Annotated in this window: 22 protein-coding genes and 1 pseudogene; 9 read left to right on the forward strand and 14 right to left on the reverse strand. The window is 59.9% G+C overall.

Annotated features, from left to right (window positions below; translation table 11 throughout):
- Positions 1–890, forward strand: an 890-nt coding sequence (locus tag KHQ28_RS22710) for a catalase-related domain-containing protein (protein ID WP_323131615.1), incomplete at its 5' end; no start/stop codon positions are given.
- A gap of 57 nt (positions 891–947) precedes the next feature.
- Here KHQ28_RS22710 and chbG read toward each other — a convergent pair.
- The 8 genes from chbG to osmE all read right to left on the reverse strand — a co-directional run bounded on the left by chbG (position 948) and on the right by osmE (position 6872).
- Positions 948–1706: a chitin disaccharide deacetylase gene (chbG, locus tag KHQ28_RS22715; protein WP_032419068.1), complete on the reverse strand. Its 759-nt coding sequence runs from the start codon at positions 1704–1706 to the stop codon at positions 948–950.
- Between the two features lie 12 nt (positions 1707–1718).
- Entirely contained in the window at positions 1719–3065 is a 1347-nt protein-coding gene (locus KHQ28_RS22720) for a 6-phospho-beta-glucosidase (protein ID WP_004148093.1), read from the reverse strand.
- 110 nt (positions 3066–3175) lie between these two features.
- Entirely contained in the window at positions 3176–4000 is an 825-nt protein-coding gene (chbR, locus tag KHQ28_RS22725; protein ID WP_002901552.1) for a transcriptional regulator ChbR, read from the reverse strand.
- A gap of 27 nt (positions 4001–4027) precedes the next feature.
- On the reverse strand, positions 4028–4375 hold the full coding sequence (gene chbA / locus KHQ28_RS22730; protein WP_004179419.1) for a PTS N,N'-diacetylchitobiose transporter subunit IIA: 348 nt from the start codon (positions 4373–4375) through the stop codon (positions 4028–4030).
- 53 nt (positions 4376–4428) lie between these two features.
- Positions 4429–5787, reverse strand: coding sequence for a PTS N,N'-diacetylchitobiose transporter subunit IIC (gene chbC / locus KHQ28_RS22735; RefSeq protein WP_004148091.1), 1359 nt, complete (start codon positions 5785–5787; stop codon positions 4429–4431).
- Positions 5788–5798: 11 nt separating this feature from the next.
- Positions 5799–5915 (reverse strand): hypothetical protein, encoded by a 117-nt coding sequence (locus tag KHQ28_RS22740; RefSeq protein ID WP_014907779.1) that lies wholly within the window; start codon positions 5913–5915, stop codon positions 5799–5801.
- 19 nt (positions 5916–5934) lie between these two features.
- Complete coding sequence (chbB, locus tag KHQ28_RS22745; protein WP_002901547.1) at positions 5935–6255, reverse strand: PTS N,N'-diacetylchitobiose transporter subunit IIB; 321 nt, start codon at positions 6253–6255, stop codon at positions 5935–5937.
- 278 nt (positions 6256–6533) lie between these two features.
- Entirely contained in the window at positions 6534–6872 is a 339-nt protein-coding gene (osmE, locus tag KHQ28_RS22750; protein WP_002901544.1) for an osmotically-inducible lipoprotein OsmE, read from the reverse strand.
- 282 nt (positions 6873–7154) lie between these two features.
- Between osmE and nadE the strand changes: the two genes are divergently transcribed.
- Both nadE and cho read left to right on the forward strand, forming a co-directional pair.
- Positions 7155–7982 carry an ammonia-dependent NAD(+) synthetase gene (nadE, locus tag KHQ28_RS22755; protein WP_004151921.1) on the forward strand — a complete coding sequence of 276 codons (828 nt, stop codon included), beginning with the start codon at positions 7155–7157 and terminating at the stop codon, positions 7980–7982.
- Positions 7983–8082: 100 nt separating this feature from the next.
- Positions 8083–8946 carry an excinuclease Cho gene (gene cho / locus KHQ28_RS22760; protein WP_004176514.1) on the forward strand — a complete coding sequence of 288 codons (864 nt, stop codon included), beginning with the start codon at positions 8083–8085 and terminating at the stop codon, positions 8944–8946.
- Between the two features lie 87 nt (positions 8947–9033).
- Here the strand turns inward: cho and spy are convergent, their stop codons facing one another.
- The 6 genes from spy to KHQ28_RS22790 all read right to left on the reverse strand — a co-directional run bounded on the left by spy (position 9034) and on the right by KHQ28_RS22790 (position 15886).
- The gene (gene spy, locus KHQ28_RS22765) at positions 9034–9519 is read right to left on the reverse strand and encodes an ATP-independent periplasmic protein-refolding chaperone Spy (RefSeq protein ID WP_004217130.1); all 486 of its coding nucleotides are present in this window, start codon (positions 9517–9519) and stop codon (positions 9034–9036) included.
- A 343-nt stretch (positions 9520–9862) separates the two neighbouring features.
- On the reverse strand, positions 9863–10828 hold the full coding sequence (gene astE, locus KHQ28_RS22770; RefSeq protein ID WP_004224242.1) for a succinylglutamate desuccinylase: 966 nt from the start codon (positions 10826–10828) through the stop codon (positions 9863–9865).
- A gap of 9 nt (positions 10829–10837) precedes the next feature.
- The gene (gene astB, locus KHQ28_RS22775) at positions 10838–12163 is read right to left on the reverse strand and encodes an N-succinylarginine dihydrolase (RefSeq protein WP_032419069.1); all 1326 of its coding nucleotides are present in this window, start codon (positions 12161–12163) and stop codon (positions 10838–10840) included.
- Positions 12160–13638 carry a succinylglutamate-semialdehyde dehydrogenase gene (astD, locus tag KHQ28_RS22780; RefSeq protein ID WP_032419070.1) on the reverse strand — a complete coding sequence of 493 codons (1479 nt, stop codon included), beginning with the start codon at positions 13636–13638 and terminating at the stop codon, positions 12160–12162. Before astD ends, astB begins: the two co-directional genes overlap by 4 nt.
- A complete protein-coding gene (gene astA, locus KHQ28_RS22785; RefSeq protein WP_004179410.1) occupies positions 13635–14669 on the reverse strand; it encodes an arginine N-succinyltransferase in 1035 nt (344 codons plus the stop codon). The genes astD and astA overlap by 4 nt, the downstream gene beginning before the upstream one ends.
- Positions 14666–15886 carry an aspartate aminotransferase family protein gene (locus tag KHQ28_RS22790; RefSeq protein ID WP_032419071.1) on the reverse strand — a complete coding sequence of 407 codons (1221 nt, stop codon included), beginning with the start codon at positions 15884–15886 and terminating at the stop codon, positions 14666–14668. Before KHQ28_RS22790 ends, astA begins: the two co-directional genes overlap by 4 nt.
- Before the next feature lie 438 nt (positions 15887–16324).
- Between KHQ28_RS22790 and xthA the strand changes: the two genes are divergently transcribed.
- From xthA to KHQ28_RS22820, 6 genes and pseudogenes are all read left to right on the forward strand, one after another.
- Positions 16325–17131 (forward strand): exodeoxyribonuclease III, encoded by an 807-nt coding sequence (gene xthA / locus KHQ28_RS22795; RefSeq protein ID WP_002901486.1) that lies wholly within the window; start codon positions 16325–16327, stop codon positions 17129–17131.
- Between the two features lie 213 nt (positions 17132–17344).
- Entirely contained in the window at positions 17345–18001 is a 657-nt protein-coding gene (locus KHQ28_RS22800) for a TVP38/TMEM64 family protein (RefSeq protein ID WP_032419072.1), read from the forward strand.
- On the forward strand, positions 17988–18698 hold the full coding sequence (locus KHQ28_RS22805; protein WP_032419073.1) for a TVP38/TMEM64 family protein: 711 nt from the start codon (positions 17988–17990) through the stop codon (positions 18696–18698). Before KHQ28_RS22800 ends, KHQ28_RS22805 begins: the two co-directional genes overlap by 14 nt.
- On the forward strand, positions 18695–19255 hold the full coding sequence (locus tag KHQ28_RS22810; protein WP_004176519.1) for a carboxymuconolactone decarboxylase family protein: 561 nt from the start codon (positions 18695–18697) through the stop codon (positions 19253–19255). Before KHQ28_RS22805 ends, KHQ28_RS22810 begins: the two co-directional genes overlap by 4 nt.
- Positions 19256–19257: 2 nt before the next feature.
- Positions 19258–20436 carry an ABC transporter substrate-binding protein gene (locus KHQ28_RS22815; protein ID WP_032419074.1) on the forward strand — a complete coding sequence of 393 codons (1179 nt, stop codon included), beginning with the start codon at positions 19258–19260 and terminating at the stop codon, positions 20434–20436.
- Positions 20409–20991, forward strand: a pseudogene (locus tag KHQ28_RS22820) (thiamine ABC transporter permease); the annotation flags it as partial. The gene KHQ28_RS22815 and the pseudogene KHQ28_RS22820, both read left to right, overlap by 28 nt.

Genomic DNA, 20991 nt, shown 5'->3' on the forward strand with positions numbered 1-20991 from the left:
CCAACTACGAGCCCAACTCGATTAACGACAACTGGCCGCGCGAGACGCCGCCTGCCGCCAAACGCGGTGGCTTTGAGTCCCTCGCCGAGCGCGTCGACGGCGAAAAAATCCGCCAGCGCAGCCCTTCGTTCGGCGAATATTACGCCCAGCCGCGTCTGTTCTGGCTGAGCCAGACGCCGATTGAACAGCAGCATATTATCGATGGTTTCAGCTTCGAACTCAGCAAAGTGGTCCGCACCTGGATCCGCGAGCGGGTGGTCGATCATCTGGCCCACATTGATACTAAGCTTGCGGAAGCGGTTGGGGCGAACTTAGGCATCGAACTGAGCGACGATCAGCGCAACATTACCCTGCCCGCCCCGGTCAATGGCGTGGAGAAAGACCCCAGCCTCAGCCTCTACGCCGATGCCGAAGGAGATGTGAAAGGTCGCGTGGTGGCAGTCCTGCTCAACGAACGCACCTCAGCGCAGGATCTGGTTCAGCTCCTGCAGGCGCTGCAGGCCCAGGGCGTGCACAGCAAGCTGCTCTACTCGCGAATGGGCGAAGTCATTGCCGACGATGGTTCTCCGCTGCCGATCGCCGGCACCTTCGCCGGTTCCCCGTCGCTGACGGTGGATGCGGTGGTGGTGCCCGGCGGCGACCTCAGCGCCCTGAGTCAGAGCGGTGACGCGCGCTATTACCTGCTGGAAGCCTATAAACATCTGAAGCCGATCCTGCTGGCAGGGGATGCGCGGCAGCTGACGTCCGTTCTGCATGTTCCGACCCAGGGTGAAGAGGGGGTCATCGTCACCGATGCGCTCGACACGCCAGCGGCGGACAAACTGCTCGCCCTGATGACGGCCCACCGCGTGTGGTCGAGAAGCCCGAAAATCGCCGCTATTCCGGCGTAGTAAAAAGCCCGGCACGCTGTGCCGGGCTTGATTCACTTTCCCTTTCCCCCGTCGGGCTTACACGTCGCGGTAGGTTCCCAGACGATAACCCCGGTCGGCCACCGCCGCTTTCAGCGAGGCAGCTGTCAGCACATCAAGCTCATCCAGTCGCGGATAGCAGTAGGCGCTGCCCATAATGATCCGATCGACATAAGCCGGATGACACATCACCTCCAGGGAGCGCTCCCCGCGGGCAATGGAGGCATCCAGCGTCTGCAGAAACAGTTCCTCAGAGACCGCTTCGCCGTAAAACTCGCTGCTGAAGCCGGCGCTGCTGCGCGCCGCCTGCTGGTCGAGCCCACTCTGCGCCGCCACCTGGCGGTCAATGCGTAACGCAATGCCCTTCTCGCGGGCAAAGGCCGCGACGATGGGATAAATCTGGGCGAACATATGCACATGGTGATGGCTGTCGATATGCGTCGGCTCATGGCCGAAGAGTTCGACAAAACGACGGTACTGACACGCCAGCTCGTGGGCGATCTCTTCCAGCGGCAGGCTATCTTCTTCCGCCTGCTGCCAGATCCATTTGCCCAGACGGCCATCGCGGGTTAATCCCGGCATGGCCGACAGCGGCTCGCCCAGCGTCAGCACAAAGTGCATACCGACCGCCAGCTCCGGAGTACTGCGGCTCAGCTGGGCGGCGTGGTCAATGGCCGCGCCGTTGACCAGCGCGGTGGTCGATGTCACCACGCCGTTGCGACAGGCCTCGATAATGCCGTAGTTCTGCCCTTTACTGAGGCCGAAGTCGTCGGCATTGACGATCAATACGCGTTCCATTTGCTACTCCCGTTACGATTTTAGTTTTTCGATCGTCGCCGCAAAGTTCGGCAGCCATTTTTCATGCGCCAGAATCATCTCCCGCGCCAGCTGTTCGGCGTCACGATCGGAATGGATCAGCGGGCTTAAGTTCAGCGCCAACAGGACATCGTTCAGCTCACCGCTGATCGCCGCCTGGCTGGCCGCCACTTCGAACCCCTTGATGGTGTAGATAAGCCCTAACACCTTCTCATCGAAATGAGTAATGCGCGGCGTCGGCTTCGCGCCGTCGCGGCCTAAGGTGCAGCTCATCTCTACCGCCCAGTCCGCCGGGATATTATCGACATGGCCATGATGCGGGATATTCACATAGTGCTCAGTCTGCTTGTCGTTATAGATGGCATTGATTACTTCGCAAGCGGCATCAGAGTAATAGGCCCCGCCGCGCTGCTCCAGCTCCTTCGGCTTAACGTTAAGATCCGGGTTTTTATACAGCTCGAACAGCTGTTTCTCCACCTTCTGCACCACCTGGGCGCGCGCACCGCCTTTGTAGTACTCGCCCATCTCAATCGCCAGCATCTCTTTTGGCTTAAAGTAGTAGAGCAGGTAAGAGCATGGGATCAGGCGCAGGGAGCGGATCAGCCCTTCGCTAAACGGCAGGTCGAAGATGTTTTTCACCGAGTTCGCGGTCAGACGGCCGGAGGCCACGCCGTCCAGCAGTTCATCGAAGCGCGAGACGCCGTTAACCAGCACGTCGCGGACGAACACCAGGTGGTTCAGACCAAACAGGTCGATATTCAGCTCATCGCTCGGGCTCAGCTGCAGCACGTCGGTGATGAACATCTTCATGCCGATAGGAATGTTGCACACGCCGATAAAGCGTTTGAAATTGGTGTGACGATAGACCGCCTCGGTGACCATGCCCGCCGGGTTGGTGAAGTTGATGATCCATGCGTCGGGGCAAATTTCCTGCACATCTTTCACGATATCGAAAATCACCGGGATGGTGCGCAGTCCTTTAAACAACCCGCCCGCCCCGTTGGTCTCCTGACCCAGGTAGCCGTGACTCAGCGGGATGCGCTCATCTTTTTCACGCGCCTTCAGCTGGCCCACGCGCAGCTGGGTGGTGACGAAATCTGCGCCCTGCAGCGCTGCGCGGCGATCCAGCGTTTTATAGACTTTCATCGGCACGCCGGCTTTTTCCACCATCCGCTGGCACAGCGCGTGGATAATATCGAGCTTCTCCTGGCCCTCTTCGACGTCTACCAACCACAGTTCGCTTACCGGCAGTTCATGATAACGTTTCAGAAATCCTTCCAGTAATTCCGGGGTATAGCTGCTGCCGCCGCCAATAGTGACTACTTTTAATTTCTGGCTCATCTTTTTCTCCCTTAGGCGCTGCGCCTGGACGCAGGCCGCTCTCCGCAACAATGCGGACAGTTAACTTGAATGATTTTCGGTATAAACCTGGCGGCGAACGCCGCGCGGGTTTAATTAATACTGGTCAAATGTTTGCGATAACTGCTCGGCGTAAACGACGTCAGTTTTTTAAAGGTTTTAATAAACAAGCTCGGGCTGCTGTAACCTGATTCATACGCAATATCCGTCACCGAATAATTGGTAATTTCCAGCTGTTTTTTGGCAAAGTTGATACGGATATCATTAATTATCTGCATCGGCGTTTTACCATAATAGCGCTGGGTCGCCCGGGTTAAATATTCCTGCGTTTTTCCGGATAAGCGAACCATATTTTCAAGAGCGCCTTCACCGAATTTCAGCTTATCATGCATGGCTTCCACGGTATTTTTTAACCATTGCGGCGTCACGTCGGCAACCGGCTCTTCACGATAGTGGCGTAAACGGTTAATGACATAAAAGGAGACCAGCTCGATAAATTCGTCAAATTCCGTTTCGCGAAAATTGAGTGAGGCGATGACCGACTCAACGTAGCCGAGAAAAGCGCTCTGCACGGCGTAGACTTGCGAAGCCACCAGACCAAACGGCAGCAGCGGCAGGTAGTGTTTCTCAAAGAAGCGTCTGCTGATGCCGACGTTAAGGATGCGCGTCGCCCCGAACTCGTAAAAGCTCTGGTGGTGCGAGCCCATCGGGATAAAGACGAAATCCCCGCGCTCCAGCAGCACCCGTTTGCCATTGATCTCCTGGTAATAGCGCCCGGTTAACACCACGGTAAATTCGTAGTAATCATGCTGGTGAAGCCCGCTCACGCTTTCCGTTTTGTTATAGATGACCACATGAAAGTTCTTCCCGTTGAACAGCTGTTGTTCTCTGGCGGTACTGATCTCGGTGGTCATCATTCTGGGCTGCCTCATCGTCGCGATGGCCTATTGTACCTTCTCGTGCAGCTCAATCAATTCGGCCACCAGCTCACGAGCCAGCATGGAGGTCATCAGATGGTCCTGGGCATGCACCAGCACCAGGCTGACCTTCATTTTCCCTTCGCCCTCGTCGCTTTCGATAAGCTGGGTCTGCACGCGATGCGCCTCGCTCAGCGCCTGGCGCGACTGCTCCATCATCGCTTTCGCTGCGGCAAAGTCGCCCTGCTTCGCCTGCTTCAGCGCGGCATAGGCCAGGCTGCGGGCTTGTCCGGAGTTGATAATCAGCCCCATCACTACCTCTTCGAGGTCATTTTCCGGGGTCTCTACCGCGTCGATGTTGTCCAGATCAAACATAATATTTCCCTCATTTATCAGGCGGTACGGGACGCTGCCCGTACCGCGCGGTATCAGAATTTCAGTGCGTTAGCGATGTCTTCTTCGCTCTCTTCCTGCTCGATAACGGTCTGTGCTTTATTCGACAGCACCACAAACGGCAGGTAGACCAGGGTAGCGACGCCAAGGTTGAACAGGGCCACCAGCAGGGCGGCAACGCTGCCGTTACTGTTAAAGAACGCTCCCAAACCGGTCGGCATAGTCCACGGCGCCAGGTTGGTCACCGGTGGGATAATCCCCAGGCTGTAGGCCGCCAGCGTAATGGCCGCCAGAATCGGCTGAACCAGCACGAACGGGATGAACATCACCGGGTTCATGATGATCGGCAGACCAAACAGAATCGGTTCGTTAATCTGGAAGATGCCTGACGGCAGCGCCAGCTTGGCAACCTGACGATGGTCAGCGCGGCGAGAAGCGATAAAGATGGCGATAATCAGACCCAGCGTCGCCCCGGAGCCACCCAGCAGGATGTAGGAGTCGAGCATCGGCTTAGCCCAGAAGTGGAACTGTTTGCCCGCTTCGATGGCCGCATCAACAGAGCCGTACTGGTTGTACAGCGCGATGTTTTCCAGCGCCCACGGCGTCATGATGCCGTTATCCAGGGCGGTAAGCGCCAGAGAACCGTGCACACCGAAGAACCACAGCAGAGAGTTAAAGATAACGTATGCCCAGCCAACCACGCTGCCCATCGCCGCCAGCGGCGTCGAGATAGAGTCCATGATGATCTGGTGGAAGTTGCTGCCATAGCTCGCCAGGGCCCACGAAATAATGCCGAAGATGGAGAGGATCAAGAAGCCCGGGATCAGCGCTGAGAAAGAGCGTGATACCGACCCCGGCACGCTGTCCGGCAGTCTAATCACCCAGTTGCGACGGATCACGAAGGTGAACAGTTCCGCAACGACCAGACCGATAATCATCCCGGAGATGATGTTCTGCCCGCCCAACCAGTTGGCGCCCACCGCATAGGCTTCGCCCACGCTATACGGGGTCACGGTCATGAAGGCCGCCACCGCCAGCAGGCCAGCTGCCATCGGGTCAACTTTGCGCTCTTCCGCCAGCGCGGAGCCGATAAAGAACGGCGCCATTAGCGACATAATCCCGAGGGTGCCGTTATAGACGTTTCCGCCGATAGCCTTAAAGCCGTTTAAGGTTTCAATGGTGGAGGCATCCAGGCGAATGCCCATGGAATAAAAGAAAGAGCCTTCGCCGAAGCTCAGAAAAACGTTGTTAATTAACACAAACATGGCCCCGGCGAGGGTCAACGGCATTAATTTAATAAATCCATTTTTTATTGCATTAATATGCGGCTGCTTTCCTATTTTCACTGCAAAAGGAAGGAGTACCTTTTCAAGCGAATCGATCACTTTACTCATAGTCAATACCCTTAAAAGCCGCAATAAACTATTACGGCGATGATGTATGAAATTACTCTTTGACGGGAAAATAAACTCATTATTTTTTGACGTCCGGCAACAGGCAGCCGCCAGGCGTCAAAATACATCGAGTTTTAAAAGTTAAAATTATTGTGCTGCAGCTTTCTTAATAGCCGCGACGGCGGCTTTCAATACCCCTAAACCATCAACTTTGCCATAGAGAAGGGAGTCGATAACTTCAACCGGTTTATTCGGCAGCAGGCGCTGAATTTCCGGTAACATATACGCAATTTGTGGCCCTAATAATACTACGTCGGCTTCCGGCCCTTTTTCGCCCGCGAGGGTTTCGGGATAGGCTTCAATAATGACCGGGACTTCATATTTTTCCGCCTGCGCCCGCATTTTGGAGACCAGCAGTGACGTGGACATGCCTGCCGAGCAGAAGAGATAAATGTGTTTCTTTTCCATGAACGCTTCCTCAATGTGTGAGACCAGGGCCTTCAGTAACCGCTGAGAGCCGGTAAGACTGGTAACATCCGGTTAATTCTGTTTATGAGTTGAGTATACGGCAAGCTGAGCCGCCAGGATAATTCGCTGTTGAACAGAATTGTCTCTCATTGACCTCCGGTTTTGACTACCCTCACATTTTCATCCAAATAATTCGCGCAATTAAATAAGCATCATGACTCACAAAAAAGCCCGACCAGTGGTCGGGCTTACGTAGAAGTCAGTAAACAGTAGGAAGCTTACCTGGCGTTGCGCGGGTCGGTATCATACTCGGCGCAGGTCTGGTAGCCGGAGTTCATGACGTGACCCGTTTCGTCGAGGGCCACAAAGTAGGTTTCAACTTTACCATCTCGTTGACCGAGGATATAGGTCTGGCAGGTGCCGCGGGCATGGACCATGGTGACTTCCGTTGAAGGTTTGCCGGCGATCTGCATCACCTGCTGACGCGACATCCCTTTCTTCACATCTTTCACCACCGGCTGGGTAAACTGGTCTTTGGTACGATCGTAAGCGGTACAGCCCGCCAGTAAGGTTAACGCGACGGTGACGCCCAGTATTCCTGCTAAGCTTTTGTTCATTTTGGTTCCTCTTTTCTACTGTGTAACGATAAGCCTGGAATAAATAGTGTTATTTTTCAAGCCGAACAGCGAAATCATGTCAGGTTATGTTATTGCGTAAACAGGAGTGTTCTGCCGAAGTCGGACGGCGGCGCAATGCGCGGTACAGCATCTATAATGAAAACCTATGTCATTGATTGCCTTCTTTTCCGGCAGTCAAAACCCCGGTCCTTGTCGTTTCAGTGGCAAAGAGGTAGCTTTAAGCCAACAGCTTGCCAAACAGATTCACTTTCGGAGGGCGCGATGACGCTACAACAAGAGATTATTCAGGCGCTGGGCGCAAAGCCGCAGATTGATGTCGCAGGCGAGATCCGCCGCAGCGTCGATTTCCTGAAGTCATACCTGCAGACCTACCCGTTTATTAAATCGCTGGTGCTGGGTATCAGCGGCGGTCAGGACTCCACCCTGACGGGAAAACTGTGCCAGATAGCGATTAACGAACTGCGTGCCGAAACCGGCGACAGTAGCCTGCAGTTTATCGCCGTCCGTTTACCCTATGGCGTGCAGGCTGATGAGCAGGACTGCCAGGACGCCATCGCATTTATCCAGCCTGACCGGGTGTTGACAGTCAATATTAAAGCTGCGGTGCTGGCCAGCGAACAGGCGCTGCGCGAAGCAGGCATCGAACTAAGCGACTTCGTTCGCGGAAATGAAAAAGCCCGTGAGCGAATGAAGGCCCAGTACAGCATCGCCGGAATGACCAAAGGAGTTGTGGTCGGTACCGACCATGCGGCGGAAGCGATTACCGGCTTTTTCACCAAATATGGCGACGGCGGCACCGACATCAACCCAATTTTCCGCCTGAACAAACGTCAGGGCAAACAGCTGCTGGCCCATCTCGGCTGCCCGGAACATCTGTATAAGAAGCTGCCCACCGCCGACCTGGAAGACGATCGCCCATCCCTGCCGGATGAAGTGGCCCTGGGTGTCACCTACGAGAACATCGACGATTATCTGGAAGGCAAAACGCTGGACCCGAGCATCGCCAAAACGATCGAGGGCTGGTATCTGAAAACCGAACACAAGCGTCGGCCGCCGATCACCGTCTTTGACGATTTCTGGAAAAAATAGTCTCTCCCCCCGCCCCGGCCTGCGCCGGGGTTATTTTTTGCCCTTTTCGCCGCAAAAATGGCCTGCTATACTGGATGGATAGACAGTATCAGGAGTTATTGTGGCCAGAAAGCAATCAGCCCCGCGTCTCGAGTTTGAGGCGGCGGCGATCTATGAATATCCCGAACATCTTCGCCCGTGGCTGGAGGCGCTGCCGAAGCTGCCGGGCGTCTATCAGTTTCACGGCGACAGCGACACGATGCCGCTCTATATCGGTAAGAGCGTCAACCTCCGCAGCCGGGTGTTATCCCACCTGCGCACCCCTGAAGAGGCCGCGATGCTGCGTCAGTCGCGGCGTATCACCTGGCAGCGCACCGCTGGCGAGCTGGGAGCGCTGCTGCTGGAGGCGCGGTTGATTAAAGAGCAGCAGCCGCTGTTTAACAAGCGGCTACGGCGTAACAAGCAGCTCTGCGCCTGGCTACTTGCGGACGACCGGCCGCAGATTGTCTATGCCCGTGAGGTTGATTTCTCGCACCAGCAGCATCTCTATGGCCTGTTCGCCAACCGGCGGGCGGCGCTGCAGATGCTGCAGAGCCTCGCTGACGAACAGCGCCTCTGTTATGGCCTGCTTGGTCTGGAACCACTCAGCCGCGGCCGCGCCTGCTTTCGCTCCGCGCTGGGCCGCTGCGCCGGGGCCTGCTGTGGAAAGGAGAGCGTGGAGGCGCACAGAGAACGCCTGCTGGCGCAGATGAGCAGACTGCAGCTGGTGTGCTGGCCGTGGGCGGGGCCCGTGGCGCTGGAGGAGCGCGGCCCGGACATGACGCAGTATCACGTCATTCATAACTGGCTGTGGCTGGGCGCCGTTGAATCGCTCGACCAGGCGGCGGAGTTGACCCGTCTGCCCGCCGGATTTGACCAGGATGGTTACAAGATCCTCTGTAAACCTTTGCTCAGCGGAGACTATCCGCTGCATCCGCTTGGCTGAGAAGCCACCAATAAAAAACCGCCGGCCCTGCCCAACGCCTGATGGCATTATTGGGCAAGACCGGCGGTCTTGATTCAGTGCGCTACATTATTCAGCAGGTGCAGGCATTTTACCTGCCGGCGCGTTGCGTTCTGTCAGATGCTTCTCAAAATTAGCATTGAACTGTTTTTTCTGCTCTGGGGTCAGAATGTTGTAGATCTTGTTCTGCGTTTCCAGGCGGGACAGCGCCATCGCTTTATGCTGCGCTTCCATCTTATCGATCTGCGCTTCCGCCTTCGCCTTATCGAAGGTGTCGCTGGCGATCAGATCGTGCATCGCGCGGCGTTCTTCAAGGGACGGACGTTTCATATTTTCGCGCTGGCTCTTCATGATGTCGCGGATCTGCTGCTTCTGCGCATCGGTCAGGTTCAGGCCTTTAAACATCATGTCATGCTGACCCGGGCCGCCTTTATGATGCATCATCATCGGCTTGCTGTCGCTCGGCGCGGTGGTGGTATCGGCGGCGTGTGCCAGGTTAGCCGCGCCCAGAGCCAGAGTAGAGGCAACAAACAGTGCAGTGAGTTTCTTCATCATTCAATCCTTACTTTACGTTATTCTTACGGCGCGTTGCCGTGTTGACGAGATTAACTTTACGACGTTAATCGTCAATTAGTCAGAGCAAGAGTAAAACAATGAAAGTGTAAAAAACAGTTTCTCGCCAATTATGGAGAAAATAAGGAATTTAGCCGAAGAATTGCAATAAAAAATAAATAACTTACTGTTTTGCAGAGAAATTATGGAGAGTATAAAGGAGGGGAGATTAAAAACAAAGCATTTTACCAGGAATAATCTGCAAATTTACAGTGGAGCACGAAAAAATAAGATGGCGAAAAAAGACGCGCGCAATAAAGCAGGCCGCCCGGCGGACGGCTTGCCCTCAGGATAATTTCTCCAGCATCAGGCCGGCGCGCAGTCCTTTCGCCACCGTCGGGTTAGGAAACAGAACATACTCCGTCTCAGGCCCCACCACATACCGCGTCTCACCCTCCTCCGCCAGCAGCGTGCCGGGTTCGAAGGGGGTGAAGTTCAGCGTCTGATCCGCCATATGCAAGCGGAAATCATCACTATGGCGGGTTAGCTGCTGTACCACCCGGTAGCGCAGCGGCGCCGGGGCGTCGGCAATGGCCAGATCCCCCACCAGCAGCCGGGAGAGCGCCCGCTGGACGGCGGCAAACTGCGTCAGATCGTTTTCCCCCAACGGCAGCGCTTTGCCCAGCTCAAGGGTGCAGGCCAGCGCCGCGAACCGTTCGCAGCTGAAGTGGGTGAAGGTCCCGCCGGGCTGGCGATGAAACACCAGCGCCTCCAGCCCGGCGCCGCCCAGCCAGTGAAGAAAATCCTCCTCCCACGGCGTATCGCGGGCCGGGAGCACGCCGAAGCGCGGATGTAGCGACCCGCGGATCGCGGTATGCAGATCGAGGTGCCAGCGCGGACCATCGTGGTCGCGATAAAAGCGGGCCACCGCCTGCTCCAGCCGCTGCGCCCGCTGCGTCTCCTCACTGAGCGGAAACTGCCGCCAGCGCTCGCCAAACATGCGGTTCATATCGCTGTGCAGATAGCGCTTATTCGCCCGCAGCGCTGGTGGATTGCCGACGATCACCAGCAGCCGCCAGCGCAGCGGGAGCGCCTCCCGGACCAGTCGCTGCACCAGCTGGTCGACTATCTCCACCGGCGCCGTTTCGTTGCCATGAATGGCGCAGGAAAGTACCAGCCCGCGCTCGCAGCGCGCATGCGGCGTCAGCTCAAGGATCCCTTCCCCGAGCCAGTGCCAGCGGAAATGAGCCGTCTCGCCGTGAAAGTGATGGGGCAATCGCCCCGCCAGGGTTAATGCCAGAAAATGTTCCACCGCGCCCCCTTATTGCTGAAATGGATAAACCGAACCGAGCTGCAGGATCTGGGTCAACCGATCCAGCGCGTCGCGCCCTTCCCGCAGCAGCTGCGGGTCGGCGAGGTCGGCCTGGGTGAGACGATCGCGATAGTAGCGATCCACCCAGTCATTGAGGGTGGCAAACAGCGTATCGTTCATCAGGACGTGCGGATTGACCGCCTGATACTCCTCGGCCGTCAACACCACCCGCAGGCGCAGGCACGCCGGACCGCCGCCGTTGGCCATGCTCTCGCGCAGATCGAACACCCGCAGGTCGGCGATAGGGTTATCCCCGGCCAGCAGCTCATTGAGGTATTCCCAGACGCCGGCATGCTCCTGCGCTTCCTGAGGCAGGATAAGCGCCATGCTGCCATCCGCCCGGCTCAACAGCTGGCTGTTGAACAGATAGGTGGCAACCGCCTCTGCCACCGAGACCCGGCTGGCGGGAACCACCAGCGGCGTAAAACCCGGCACCCGCTGCGCCAGCTGCTGGAGAAGCGCGGTCTGGTCGGCAAAGGCCTGCTCATGGCAGAACAGGACCTGACGGTTGCTCACCGCGATGACGTCGTTATGAAAAACCCCCGTGTCGATCGCCGCCGGATGCTGGCGGGCGAAGATCAGCTGGCGGGGATTGACCTGATTGAGGCGCGCTACCGCCTGGCTGGCCTCAAGGGTTTGCCGCGCCGGATAGCGACGCGGCGCCTCCTCGCTCCCCCGGCGGCGGCCATAGACAAAGAGCTGGACGCCGGGAGCGCCATACTCGCCGCCGAGACGATTATGGTTCGCCGCCCCTTCGTCGCCAAACCAGGCCGAGGCGGGCAGCGCCGGGTGGATAGCAAATCGAGTGCGGTCGGGGAAAATCGCCTGCAGCAGCGCCTCTGTAGTCGGTGCTTCGCTGGCGCGGTGGAATTTATCCTGCAGATTCGCCACCGTCAGATGCACCAGGCCATCCAGCGAATCGGCGGAGGGACACACCGTCGCCGCGTTCGCCACCCACATCGCCGAGGCCGAACTCACCGCCGACAGCAGATCCGGCTCCTGCTGCGCCACCCGGGCCACCACCTGCTCATCGCTGCCGCTAAAGCCCAGCTGGCGCAGAAGCGGCACGTTGGGACGCTCCTGCGGCGGGATCACCGCCTGCGGGTAGCCAGCGTCGGCGAGGGCTTTCATTTTTTTCAGCCCCTGCTTTGCCGCCAGCTGCGGGTTAGACACCCGATAGCGATGCCGGGTGGAAGCCTCATTGCCAAAGGAGAGTCCGGCGTAGTGATGGGTCAGCCCGGGCAGACCGTCAAAGTTGACTTCGCGGGCGGTCATGACGCCTCCCCGGCCAGAAAGTCGAGCCCCGGGCTCAGGCTGGCGGGCAGCGTCAGGGTCGGCGATTCAAGGCTGGCCATCGGCCAGGCGCAATAATCGGCGGCATACCAGGCCCCCGGACGATGGTTACCGGACGCCCCGGTGCCGCCGAACGGCGCGGTACTCGCCGCCCCGGTCAGCGGTTTGTTCCAGTTAACTATCCCTGCCCGCGCCTCGAGCAGCAGTCGATCGAACTTCTCCCGTTCCGGGGAGATTAACCCACAGGAGAGGCCGAAGCGGGTAGCGTTGGCTAAGGCAATCGCCTCCTCGAACGTGTCGTAGCGCCAGACCCCAAGCAGCGGGCCAAACACCTCTTCATCCTCGACATTGGCCACGTCGCTCATGTCGACAATCCCCGGCGTTAGCAGCGACGTCCCGGCCTGCAATAACCGCGGCTCCAGCAGGGTGACCGCGCCAGCGGCGACCCGCTGCAGCCAGGCCTGATGCACTTTCTGCGCGGCTTGTTCAGAGATAAGCCCGCCGAGAAACGGCTGCGGCTCGGCGTCCCACGCCGCCGGGATCAGCCGTTGGCTCACCGTCACCAGCCGGGAGAGGAAGACATCGCCCGCCTCTCCGCGTCGGACCAGCAGACGCCGGGCGCAGGTGCAGCGCTGGCCAGCGGTAATAAAGGCGGACTGGATGGTCAGATGCACCGCGGCATCCACGTCCCGCGGATCGTCGACGATCAGCGGGTTATTGCCGCCCATCTCCAGCGCGAGGATCTTCTGCGGTTGCCCGGCCAGCTGGCGATGCAGATGAAAACCGGTGGTTGAGCTGCCGGTAAACAGCAGTCCGTCGATATCCGCCTGGCCGCTGAGCGCCTCGCCGGTTTCCCGACCGCCCTGCACCAGGTTGAGCACCCCGGCGGGCAGGCCGGCCTGCTGCCATAGTTTCACCACCGCTTCGCCGCTGCGCGGGGTGAGTTCGCTGGGTTTAAAGACCACGGTATTGCCCGCCAGCAGCGCCGGCACGATGTGCCCGTTCGGCAGATGGCCGGGAAAGTTATAGGGGCCAAACACCGCCAGTACGCCGTGCGGCCGGTGACGCAGCGTGGCGGCGCCGTCGGGCAGGTCGCTGTGCTGTTCGCCGGTGCGGACGTGGTAGGCCTTCACCGAGATCGCCACCTTGTTGATCATCGCCGTCACTTCCCCGGCCGCCTCCCAGCGCGGCTTTCCGGTCTCGGCGCCGATAACCGCCGTCAGCTCCGCCTTACTGGCTTCCAGCAGAGCGGCAAACTTTTCAACGATCGCCTGACGGGCGGCAAACGGCAACCGCGCCCAGGACGGGAACGCCTGGCGGGCAGCCGCCACCGCATCGGCAACCTGCCCGGCATCCGCCGCTTCTCCCTGCCAGACAACCTTCAGGTTAACCGGATCCTGTTTACTGAAACCTGGCCCACGGCCGGGCCGCCACTCGCCGTTAATCCACAGACTCATGCAGTTTTCTCCTCAGGGATCAGGCGCACCATGCGCACCTGGTCGCCAGCATGACACTTCAGCATATCCAGTTCGCGGGCGCTGAGGGTCAGCGTCTCGCCATCCGGATCGGCATGCACCAGCAGAGCGCGGAACTGGTGATACTGTTCATTCGCCACCAGGCACAGCGGCCAGTCACCGGGCGGGGTTTCGCCGGCCTCGGTGGTCACCAGACGGCTTTTGCGGATCGCCCGCACCCGGTCGATGTCGCACTCCAGAGTCGGGCCGCCGTCGAAAATATCGATGTAGTTCAGGTAGCGGAACCCCTCTTTCTCCAGCACCGTCCGGGCCGGGGCGGTCTGCGGATGAACCTTGCCGATCACCGCCTGTGCCTCAGGGGAAAGGAAATCGATATACAGCGGATGCTTGGGCATCAGGGCGGCAATGAAAGCCTTCTGTCCGGTGCCGCACAGGTAGTCGGCACGGGAAAACTCCATGGCGAAAAAGCGTTTGCCCAGGCTCTCCCAGAACGGCGAGTAGCCCTGCTCGTCAATCACCCCGCGCATCTCGGCGACCACCTTCTCATTGAAGCGCTCGCGAAAGGCGGCCATAAATAAGAAGCGTGATTTCGACAGCAGATAGCCATTGCCCTCTTTGCGCCACTGCGGGTCGAGGAACAGGGTACACAGCTCGCTGCTGCCGGTATGATCGTTGCTGAGAAACAGCGTCGGCAACGCCTGATAGACGTTGAGCTCCTTCGAGGCATGGACCTGGGTGCCGACCCGGTAGTTATACCAGGGATCGTTGAGCCCCACCGCCACCTCGATCGCGCAGATGCCCACCACCGCGCCGCTTTCGCTCTCCTCCAGCACAAAGACATAGCCCTGCTCGCTTTTCGGTAGCTCGCCGCGCCAGGTCTGCTGCGAGCGGGCGATCCGCGCTGCGAGGGTCGCTTCATCCACCGGCAGCGAGGTCAGCCCGCCGCCGGTCTCCGCTGCCAGCTTCAGCAGCCCGGGCAAATCGCCCGGCTCCACCGGTCGAATAACCATCATGATGAGACTCCTGCCACGAAACGCGCGCAGGCCCGCTCGACGCGATCCAGCCCGCTGTTCACCTCTTCTTCACTGACGTTCAGCGCCGGCGCGAAACGCACCACGTTGGCGCCGGCGATCAGAATCATCACCCCCTCTTCCGCCGCCAGGTTGCTGAGGGTTTTCGCCTTCCCGGCCCAGGCGTCGTTTAGCACGCAGCCGAGCAGCAGTCCCAGGCCGCGGATCTCCTTGAACAGGCCATAGCGGGCGTTAATTGCCTGCAGGCGTTCACAAAACCACTGATGGCGCTGTCTGACGCCGGAGAGCACTTCCGGGGTGTTGACGATCGACAGCAGTTCGCCGGCCACCGCCCCGGCCAGCGGGTTACCGCCGTAGGTGGTGCCGTGGGTGCCGACGGTCATCACGCTGGCGCAGGCCTCTGTCGCCAGCAGCGCGCCGATAGGGAAACCACCGCCCAGCGCTTTGGCGGTGGTCAGCACATCGGGCGTCACGCCGTAGTGCATATAGGCATACAGCTCGCCGGTGCGCCCGACCCCGGTCTGCACTTCATCGTAAATCAGCAGGGCGTTGTGCTGGTCGCAAAGCTGACGCAGGCCGCGTAAAAACTCGACGCTGGCCGGCACCACGCCCCCTTCGCCCTGCACCGGCTCGACGATCACCGCGCAGGTCTGGTCATTGATTAAGGCCTTTGCCGACTCGAGATCGTTAAATACGGCATGCTGGATCTGCGGCGGCAGCGGGGCGAAATCCCGGGAATAGGCCGGCTGACCGCCCGCCGAGACGGTGAACAGCGTCCGCCCGTGGAAAGCGTTCTGAAAGGCGACGATGCCACTTTTCTCGCTGCCAAAGCGATCGTGGGCATATTTACGCGCCAGCTTGAGCGCTGCCTCATTGGCCTCGGCGCCGGAATTACAGAAGAAGACCCGGTCGGCGAAGGTAGCATCGATAAGCATTTTGGCCAGACGCAGGATCGGCTCATTGGTGTAGCCGTTGCCGGTATGCCAGAACTTGCCGGCCTGGTCGGTCAGGGCTTGCACCAGACGCGGATGGGCATGCCCCAGCGCGTTCACGGCGATGCCGCCGGCAAAATCGATATACTCTTTGCCCTGCTGATCCCACAGCCGTGACCCGGCGCCCCGCACCGGAATAAACGCCGCTGGCGCGTAGACCGGCATCATCCATTCATCAAAGTGGTTACGCGTAATTGACTGAGACATATCGACCTCTTCCGGTAAATTAAAAGTAGCAATAATGTTAATAAATATGAGTTATTACGCTGTAAATGTAGATTGCACGGTTCGTGCCAGCCAGCGATAAAAATGCATAAATCGGATGAGATAACGCAGAATCAATGAGTTACAGCCGAACGCTATTCACTTAAAATGCATATTTAGTGAATAAGTATCCGACAAAGGGGGATAAACAGTGATTAAAGAAGATAAATTATGCAACGGTAAGATATAATTCTGTAATTGTGATCCTCTGCGAAATTTATCGTAGCTATTTGCCCTTTTTTGGCGCGGCATGCCCGCAAAAGGGGCACCCACGGCACGCTCATGCGCAGCGATTGGCAGAATGACGCATCCGGTGGCAGCCAGCCTGGCGAATTTCTGCTACCATCCCTGCACTATTCACCTTGCACAGTGGCAGCGACTATGAAATTCGTCTCTTTTAATATCAACGGCCTGCGTGCCCGCCCACACCAACTGGCCGCCATCGTCGAAAAACACCAGCCGGACGTGATTGGCCTGCAGGAAACCAAAGTTCACGACGACATGTTCCCTCTCGAAGAGGTCGCCAGGCTCGGCTATAACGTCTTTTATCACGGGCAGAAAGGCCATTATGGCGTCGCGCTGCTGACCAAAGAGACGCCGATTGCCGTCCGCCGCGGTTTCCCGGACGATGGCGAAGAGGCTCAGCGCCGCATCATTATGGCGGAGATCCCGTCGCCCTTCGGCAACGTCACAGTGATTAACGGCTATTTCCCGCAGGGTGAAAGCCGCGATCATGAAACCAAATTCCCGGCCAAAGCGGCGTTCTATCAGAATCTGCAGAACTATCTGGAGACCGAACTCAACAAAGAGAATCCGGTGCTGATCATGGGCGATATGAACATCAGTCCTACCGATCTGGACATCGGTATCGGTGAAGAGAACCGCAAACGCTGGCTGCGCACCGGCAAATGTTCCTTCCTGCCGGAAGAACGGGAATGGATGGACCGCCTGCTGGGCTGGGGCCTGGTGGATACCTGGCGTCAGGCTAACCCCGACAATCATGAGCATTTCTCGTGGTTTGATTACCGCTCCAAAGGCTTCGACGATAACCGTGGGCTGCGCATCGATCTGCTGCTGGCCAGCCAGCCTCTGGCGCAGCGCTGCGTGGAAACCGGGATCGATTACGAGATCCGCGGGATGGAAAAACCGTCCGACCACGCGCCGGTGTGGGCCACCTTCCGGCCATAATTCACGCCCTTCTCTCGCCTCCCGCTGTGCGGGGGGCAGAATTTCCTGAGCAAAATCAACAAAGCGACGGTAAACCATTGTGACGGTCGTCGGAACAGGATACTGTCGCGCGCACTTTTTGATGTCCACTGCGTCCAGACTGTACAGGAGCACCTCTCATGCAAAAGAAGCCGTCATCCGGCCATTGGTAAAGGGCTGGGACTTCTCGCGCTGGTGGCCACGCTGGCCGTTATCAGCCACCGCGTCGGTCTCCACGATCTGCTGACTCACCTGCATCTGCTTCAGGACACCCTCCGCCATCAGGGCGCCTGGGGATATCTGGTCTATGCTGCGCTGTTTATCATTGCCACCCTGTGTCTGATCCCCGGCAGCCTGCTGGTGATCGCCGGCGGGATGCTCTTCGGCCCGCTAACAGGCTCCTTGCTCTCGTTTGCCGCCGCCACCCTCGCCTCTTCGCTGTCGTTTTTAATCGCCCGCTGGCTTGGGCGCGATCTGCTGCAGCGCTATGTGGGCCATACCACCGTCTTTCAGGCGATTGAGCGCGGTATCGCCCGCAGCGGCTGCGATTTCCTGATCCTCACCCGCCTGGTGCCGCTCTTTCCCTACAACATTCAGAATTACGCCTACGGCCTGACGGCGATCCGCTTCTGGCCCTTTACCCTGATCTCGGCCGTGACCACCCTGCCGGGTCTGGTCATCTATTCGGTGATGGCCAGCGAACTGGCCCGCGAGGGGGTGACCCTCGCCTTCGCGCTCAAACTGAGCCTCGCCGGCGGGCTGCTGTTTGCCCTGGTGCAGTTAGGTAAACGGTTTGCCCGCGCCCGTCGCGTGGCGGCGTGCAGTGAGGAGGTGCGCCATGACCCAACCTGATCGCCGTCACCTGCGCCGCGCCCGGCTGGCCCTTGCCGTCGTGGTCGCCGCCGCTCTGGCCGCCTGGCTGTGGTTCCCTGGCGGGCGTACCTTTCTGCAGCAGAGTCTGACGGCGTTAGCCTCCCTGGATCCTCAGCAGGTCAGAGGGTATATCGCCGCCTGGGGGCCGCAGGCCGCGCTGGTCTCATTTGCGCTGATGATCCTCCAGGCGATCGTCGCTCCGCTGCCGGCTTTCCTGATTACCCTGGCGAACGCCGCCCTGTTCGGCGCCTTCTGGGGCGGGGCGCTGTCGTGGTTCAGCGCCATGGCTGGGGCAGGGCTTTGCTTCTGCATCGCCAGAGCGCTGGGGCGCGAAGTGGTGGAGAAACTCACCGGCCGCGCGGTGCTGCGCAGTGCCGACGGCTATTTCACCCGCTTTGGCCCGCAGACGATCCTGGTCTGCCGCCTGCTGCCGTTTGTCCCGTTTGACCCGGTCAGCTATGCCGCCGGACTAACCTCGCTGCGCTTCTGGCCCTTTATGCTGGCCACCGGCGTGGGCCAGCTCCCGGCGACTATCGTTTATTCCTGGGCCGGGAGTCTGCTCACCGGGGGCACCTTCTGGCTGGCCACCGGGCTTTCGCTGCTTTTTGCCCTGGCGGTGGTCATCTCTATCGCCAAAAATATTTACCGTGAACGTCATAAGAGATCGTCGCCATGAGCTTACCCCCGCTGGATTCTGTCCCCCTGATCCTTCGTCCGCAGGCTTGGCTGCACCGCCGGCATTACGGCCAGGTGCTGAGCCCCATTCGCTGGTGGGGTCGGATCCCGTGGCTGTTTTACCTGGTTTCGCTGTTCGTGGGCTATATTGAACGCCGCCGCTCGCCGCTGGATCCGGTGCTGCGCTCGCTGGTCAGCGCCCGCATCGCCCAGCTGTGCCACTGCGAATTCTGTATCGATATCACCAGCATGACCCTCGCGGCGCGGAGCGGGAGCCAGGACAAGCTGCTGGCGGTCGCCGACTGGCGCAGCAGTACGCTGTTCAGCGAAAAAGAGCGCCTGGCGCTGGCCTATGCCGAAGCCGCCACCCAGACGCCGCCGGCGGTGGATGATGCCCTGCGTAGCGCGATGGCCGCGCATTTTGACGCCCGGGCGCTCACCGAGCTGACCGCCCTGATCGGCCTGCAAAATTTATCAGCGCGGTTCAATGCCGCGATGGCGATCCCGGCTCAGGGGTTGTGCCAGATACCCACCTCTTCCTCGCAGAATAAGGAGTAACGATGCGCCGTTTGCGTGATTACAGCCTCTGTCTGTGCCTGCTGCTGCTCTGGCCGCTGGCGGTTAATGCCGACGACAGCTGGCGGCAGATTCAGACGGAAGCCCGCGGACAGACCGTCTGGTTTAACGCCTGGGGCGGCGATCCGGCCGTCAATCGCTATCTGGCGTGGGTCAGCGAAGAGGTCAAACGCTATTACGCAATCGACCTGCGTATTGTGCCTGTCGCCGACGCCGCCGACGCAGTGAAACGCATCCAGACCGAGGCGCAGGCCGGTCGTCGCCAGGGCGGGTCAGTGGATCTGCTGTGGATCAACGGCGAAAACTTTCGCACGCTTAAACAGGCCAACCTGCTGCTCACCGGCTGGGCCGAATCGCTGCCCAACTGGCGCTATGTCGATCTGCAAAAGCCGGTACGGGAAGATTTTTCAGTCGCCACCGAGGGCGCGGAGTCGCCGTGGGGCAGCGCCCAGCTGACGTTTATCGCCCGCCGCGGGCAAACGCCGCAGCCGCCCACCAGCCCGCAGGCCCTGCTGGCCTTCGCCAGAGCCCATCCGGGCAGCGTAACCTACCCGCGGCCGCCGGACTTCACCGGTACCGCCCTGCTGGAGCAACTGCTGATCGCGCTCACCGACCAGCCAGCCGCCCTGCGCCAGCCGCCGCAGCCGGCGACCTTCGCGGCGGTCACCGCCCCGCTGTGGCGCTATCTCGATGCGCTGCACCCGGCCCTGTGGCGGGCGGGCAAGGATTTCCCGGCGTCGCCGGCGCGGATGGACGCCATGCTCAACCAGGGCACCCTCCGCCTGTCGCTGACGTTTAACCCCCTGCACGCCCGGCAGAAAGCCGCCAGCGGCGAATTACCGACGGACAGCTACAGCTTCGGCTTTACCGTGGGGACCCTCGGCAACGTCCATTTCGTTACCATCCCGGCTAACGCCCGCGCTATCGCTGGCGCCAAAGTAGTGGCCAATTTCCTGCTCTCCCCTGAGGCGCAATTGCGCAAGGCCGATGCCGCCGTCTGGGGCGATCCGAGCGTACTGGATCCGCAGCGTCTGCCTGACGGCCAGCGCCAGGCGCTGGCGGCAGCCCTGCCGCAGGATCTGCCGCCGGTGCTTGCTGAGCCTCACGCGGCATGGGTTGACGCGCTGGAGCAGGAATGGCTGCGCCGCTACGGTACCCACTGATCCTGCTGGCCTGGGGGGCGATGGCGGCGATCTATCTGCCGCTGCTCCCCGCCGCCGGGGAACTGGTGGGCGCTGCGCGCTCCCCGGCCCACTGGCGGGCGCTGTTCGCCGACCCGCAGCTGGGCCAGGCGCTGGCCGCCACGCTCGTCTCCACGCTGTTGTCCGTCGGCGGCGCGCTGCTGATCGCCCTGACCATCGTCGCCGCCCTCTGGCCTTCGGCCCGCTGGCGGCGGCTGGCTTCCCGTCTGCCGCTGCTGCTGGCGGTGCCCCATCTCGCCCTGGCGACGGCGGCGCTGCTGCTGTTCGCCGAAGGGGGCTGGCTCTGGCAGCAGTTGCCGTTTCTGACGCCGCCGGTCGACCGGTACGGCATTGGGCTTGGCCTGACGATGGCCCTGAAAGAGAGCGCCTTTGTGCTGTGGGTGATCTATGGCCTGCTGGGAGAGAAACGCCTCGCCGACCAGGCGACCGCCCTGAAGAGCCTCGGCTACGGCCGCTGGCAGTGCCTGCGCTGGCTGGTGCTGCCCGCCCTGCTGCCCGCCCTCGGCATGGTGCTGC

This window comes from Klebsiella sp. 28, from assembly GCF_018223905.1.
Taxonomy (GTDB): Bacteria; Pseudomonadota; Gammaproteobacteria; order Enterobacterales; family Enterobacteriaceae; genus Klebsiella; species Klebsiella pneumoniae.

What these genes read in the sequence shown, in the direction of transcription:
- chbG (WP_032419068.1), bottom strand. Translation starts at nt 1,706, where the DNA reads ATGGAACGCGTATTGATCGTCAATGCCGACGACTTCGGCCTCAGTAAA.
- osmE (WP_002901544.1), bottom strand. Translation starts at nt 6,872, where the DNA reads ATGAACAAAAGCTTAGCAGGAATACTGGGCGTCACCGTCGCGTTAACC.
- nadE (WP_004151921.1), top strand. Translation starts at nt 7,155, where the DNA reads ATGACGCTACAACAAGAGATTATTCAGGCGCTGGGCGCAAAGCCGCAG.
- astD (WP_032419070.1), bottom strand. Translation starts at nt 13,638, where the DNA reads ATGAGTCTGTGGATTAACGGCGAGTGGCGGCCCGGCCGTGGGCCAGGT.
- astA (WP_004179410.1), bottom strand. Translation starts at nt 14,669, where the DNA reads ATGATGGTTATTCGACCGGTGGAGCCGGGCGATTTGCCCGGGCTGCTG.
- KHQ28_RS22790 (WP_032419071.1), bottom strand. Translation starts at nt 15,886, where the DNA reads ATGTCTCAGTCAATTACGCGTAACCACTTTGATGAATGGATGATGCCG.
- spy (WP_004217130.1), bottom strand. Translation starts at nt 9,519, where the DNA reads ATGATGAAGAAACTCACTGCACTGTTTGTTGCCTCTACTCTGGCTCTG.
- chbB (WP_002901547.1), bottom strand. Translation starts at nt 6,255, where the DNA reads ATGGAAAAGAAACACATTTATCTCTTCTGCTCGGCAGGCATGTCCACG.
- KHQ28_RS22720 (WP_004148093.1), bottom strand. Translation starts at nt 3,065, where the DNA reads ATGAGCCAGAAATTAAAAGTAGTCACTATTGGCGGCGGCAGCAGCTAT.
- chbA (WP_004179419.1), bottom strand. Translation starts at nt 4,375, where the DNA reads ATGTTTGATCTGGACAACATCGACGCGGTAGAGACCCCGGAAAATGAC.
- KHQ28_RS22805 (WP_032419073.1), top strand. Translation starts at nt 17,988, where the DNA reads ATGACCCAACCTGATCGCCGTCACCTGCGCCGCGCCCGGCTGGCCCTT.
- xthA (WP_002901486.1), top strand. Translation starts at nt 16,325, where the DNA reads ATGAAATTCGTCTCTTTTAATATCAACGGCCTGCGTGCCCGCCCACAC.
- KHQ28_RS22740 (WP_014907779.1), bottom strand. Translation starts at nt 5,915, where the DNA reads ATGTATTTTGACGCCTGGCGGCTGCCTGTTGCCGGACGTCAAAAAATA.
- chbC (WP_004148091.1), bottom strand. Translation starts at nt 5,787, where the DNA reads ATGAGTAAAGTGATCGATTCGCTTGAAAAGGTACTCCTTCCTTTTGCA.
- chbR (WP_002901552.1), bottom strand. Translation starts at nt 4,000, where the DNA reads ATGATGACCACCGAGATCAGTACCGCCAGAGAACAACAGCTGTTCAAC.
- KHQ28_RS22810 (WP_004176519.1), top strand. Translation starts at nt 18,695, where the DNA reads ATGAGCTTACCCCCGCTGGATTCTGTCCCCCTGATCCTTCGTCCGCAG.
- KHQ28_RS22815 (WP_032419074.1), top strand. Translation starts at nt 19,258, where the DNA reads ATGCGCCGTTTGCGTGATTACAGCCTCTGTCTGTGCCTGCTGCTGCTC.
- astB (WP_032419069.1), bottom strand. Translation starts at nt 12,163, where the DNA reads ATGACCGCCCGCGAAGTCAACTTTGACGGTCTGCCCGGGCTGACCCAT.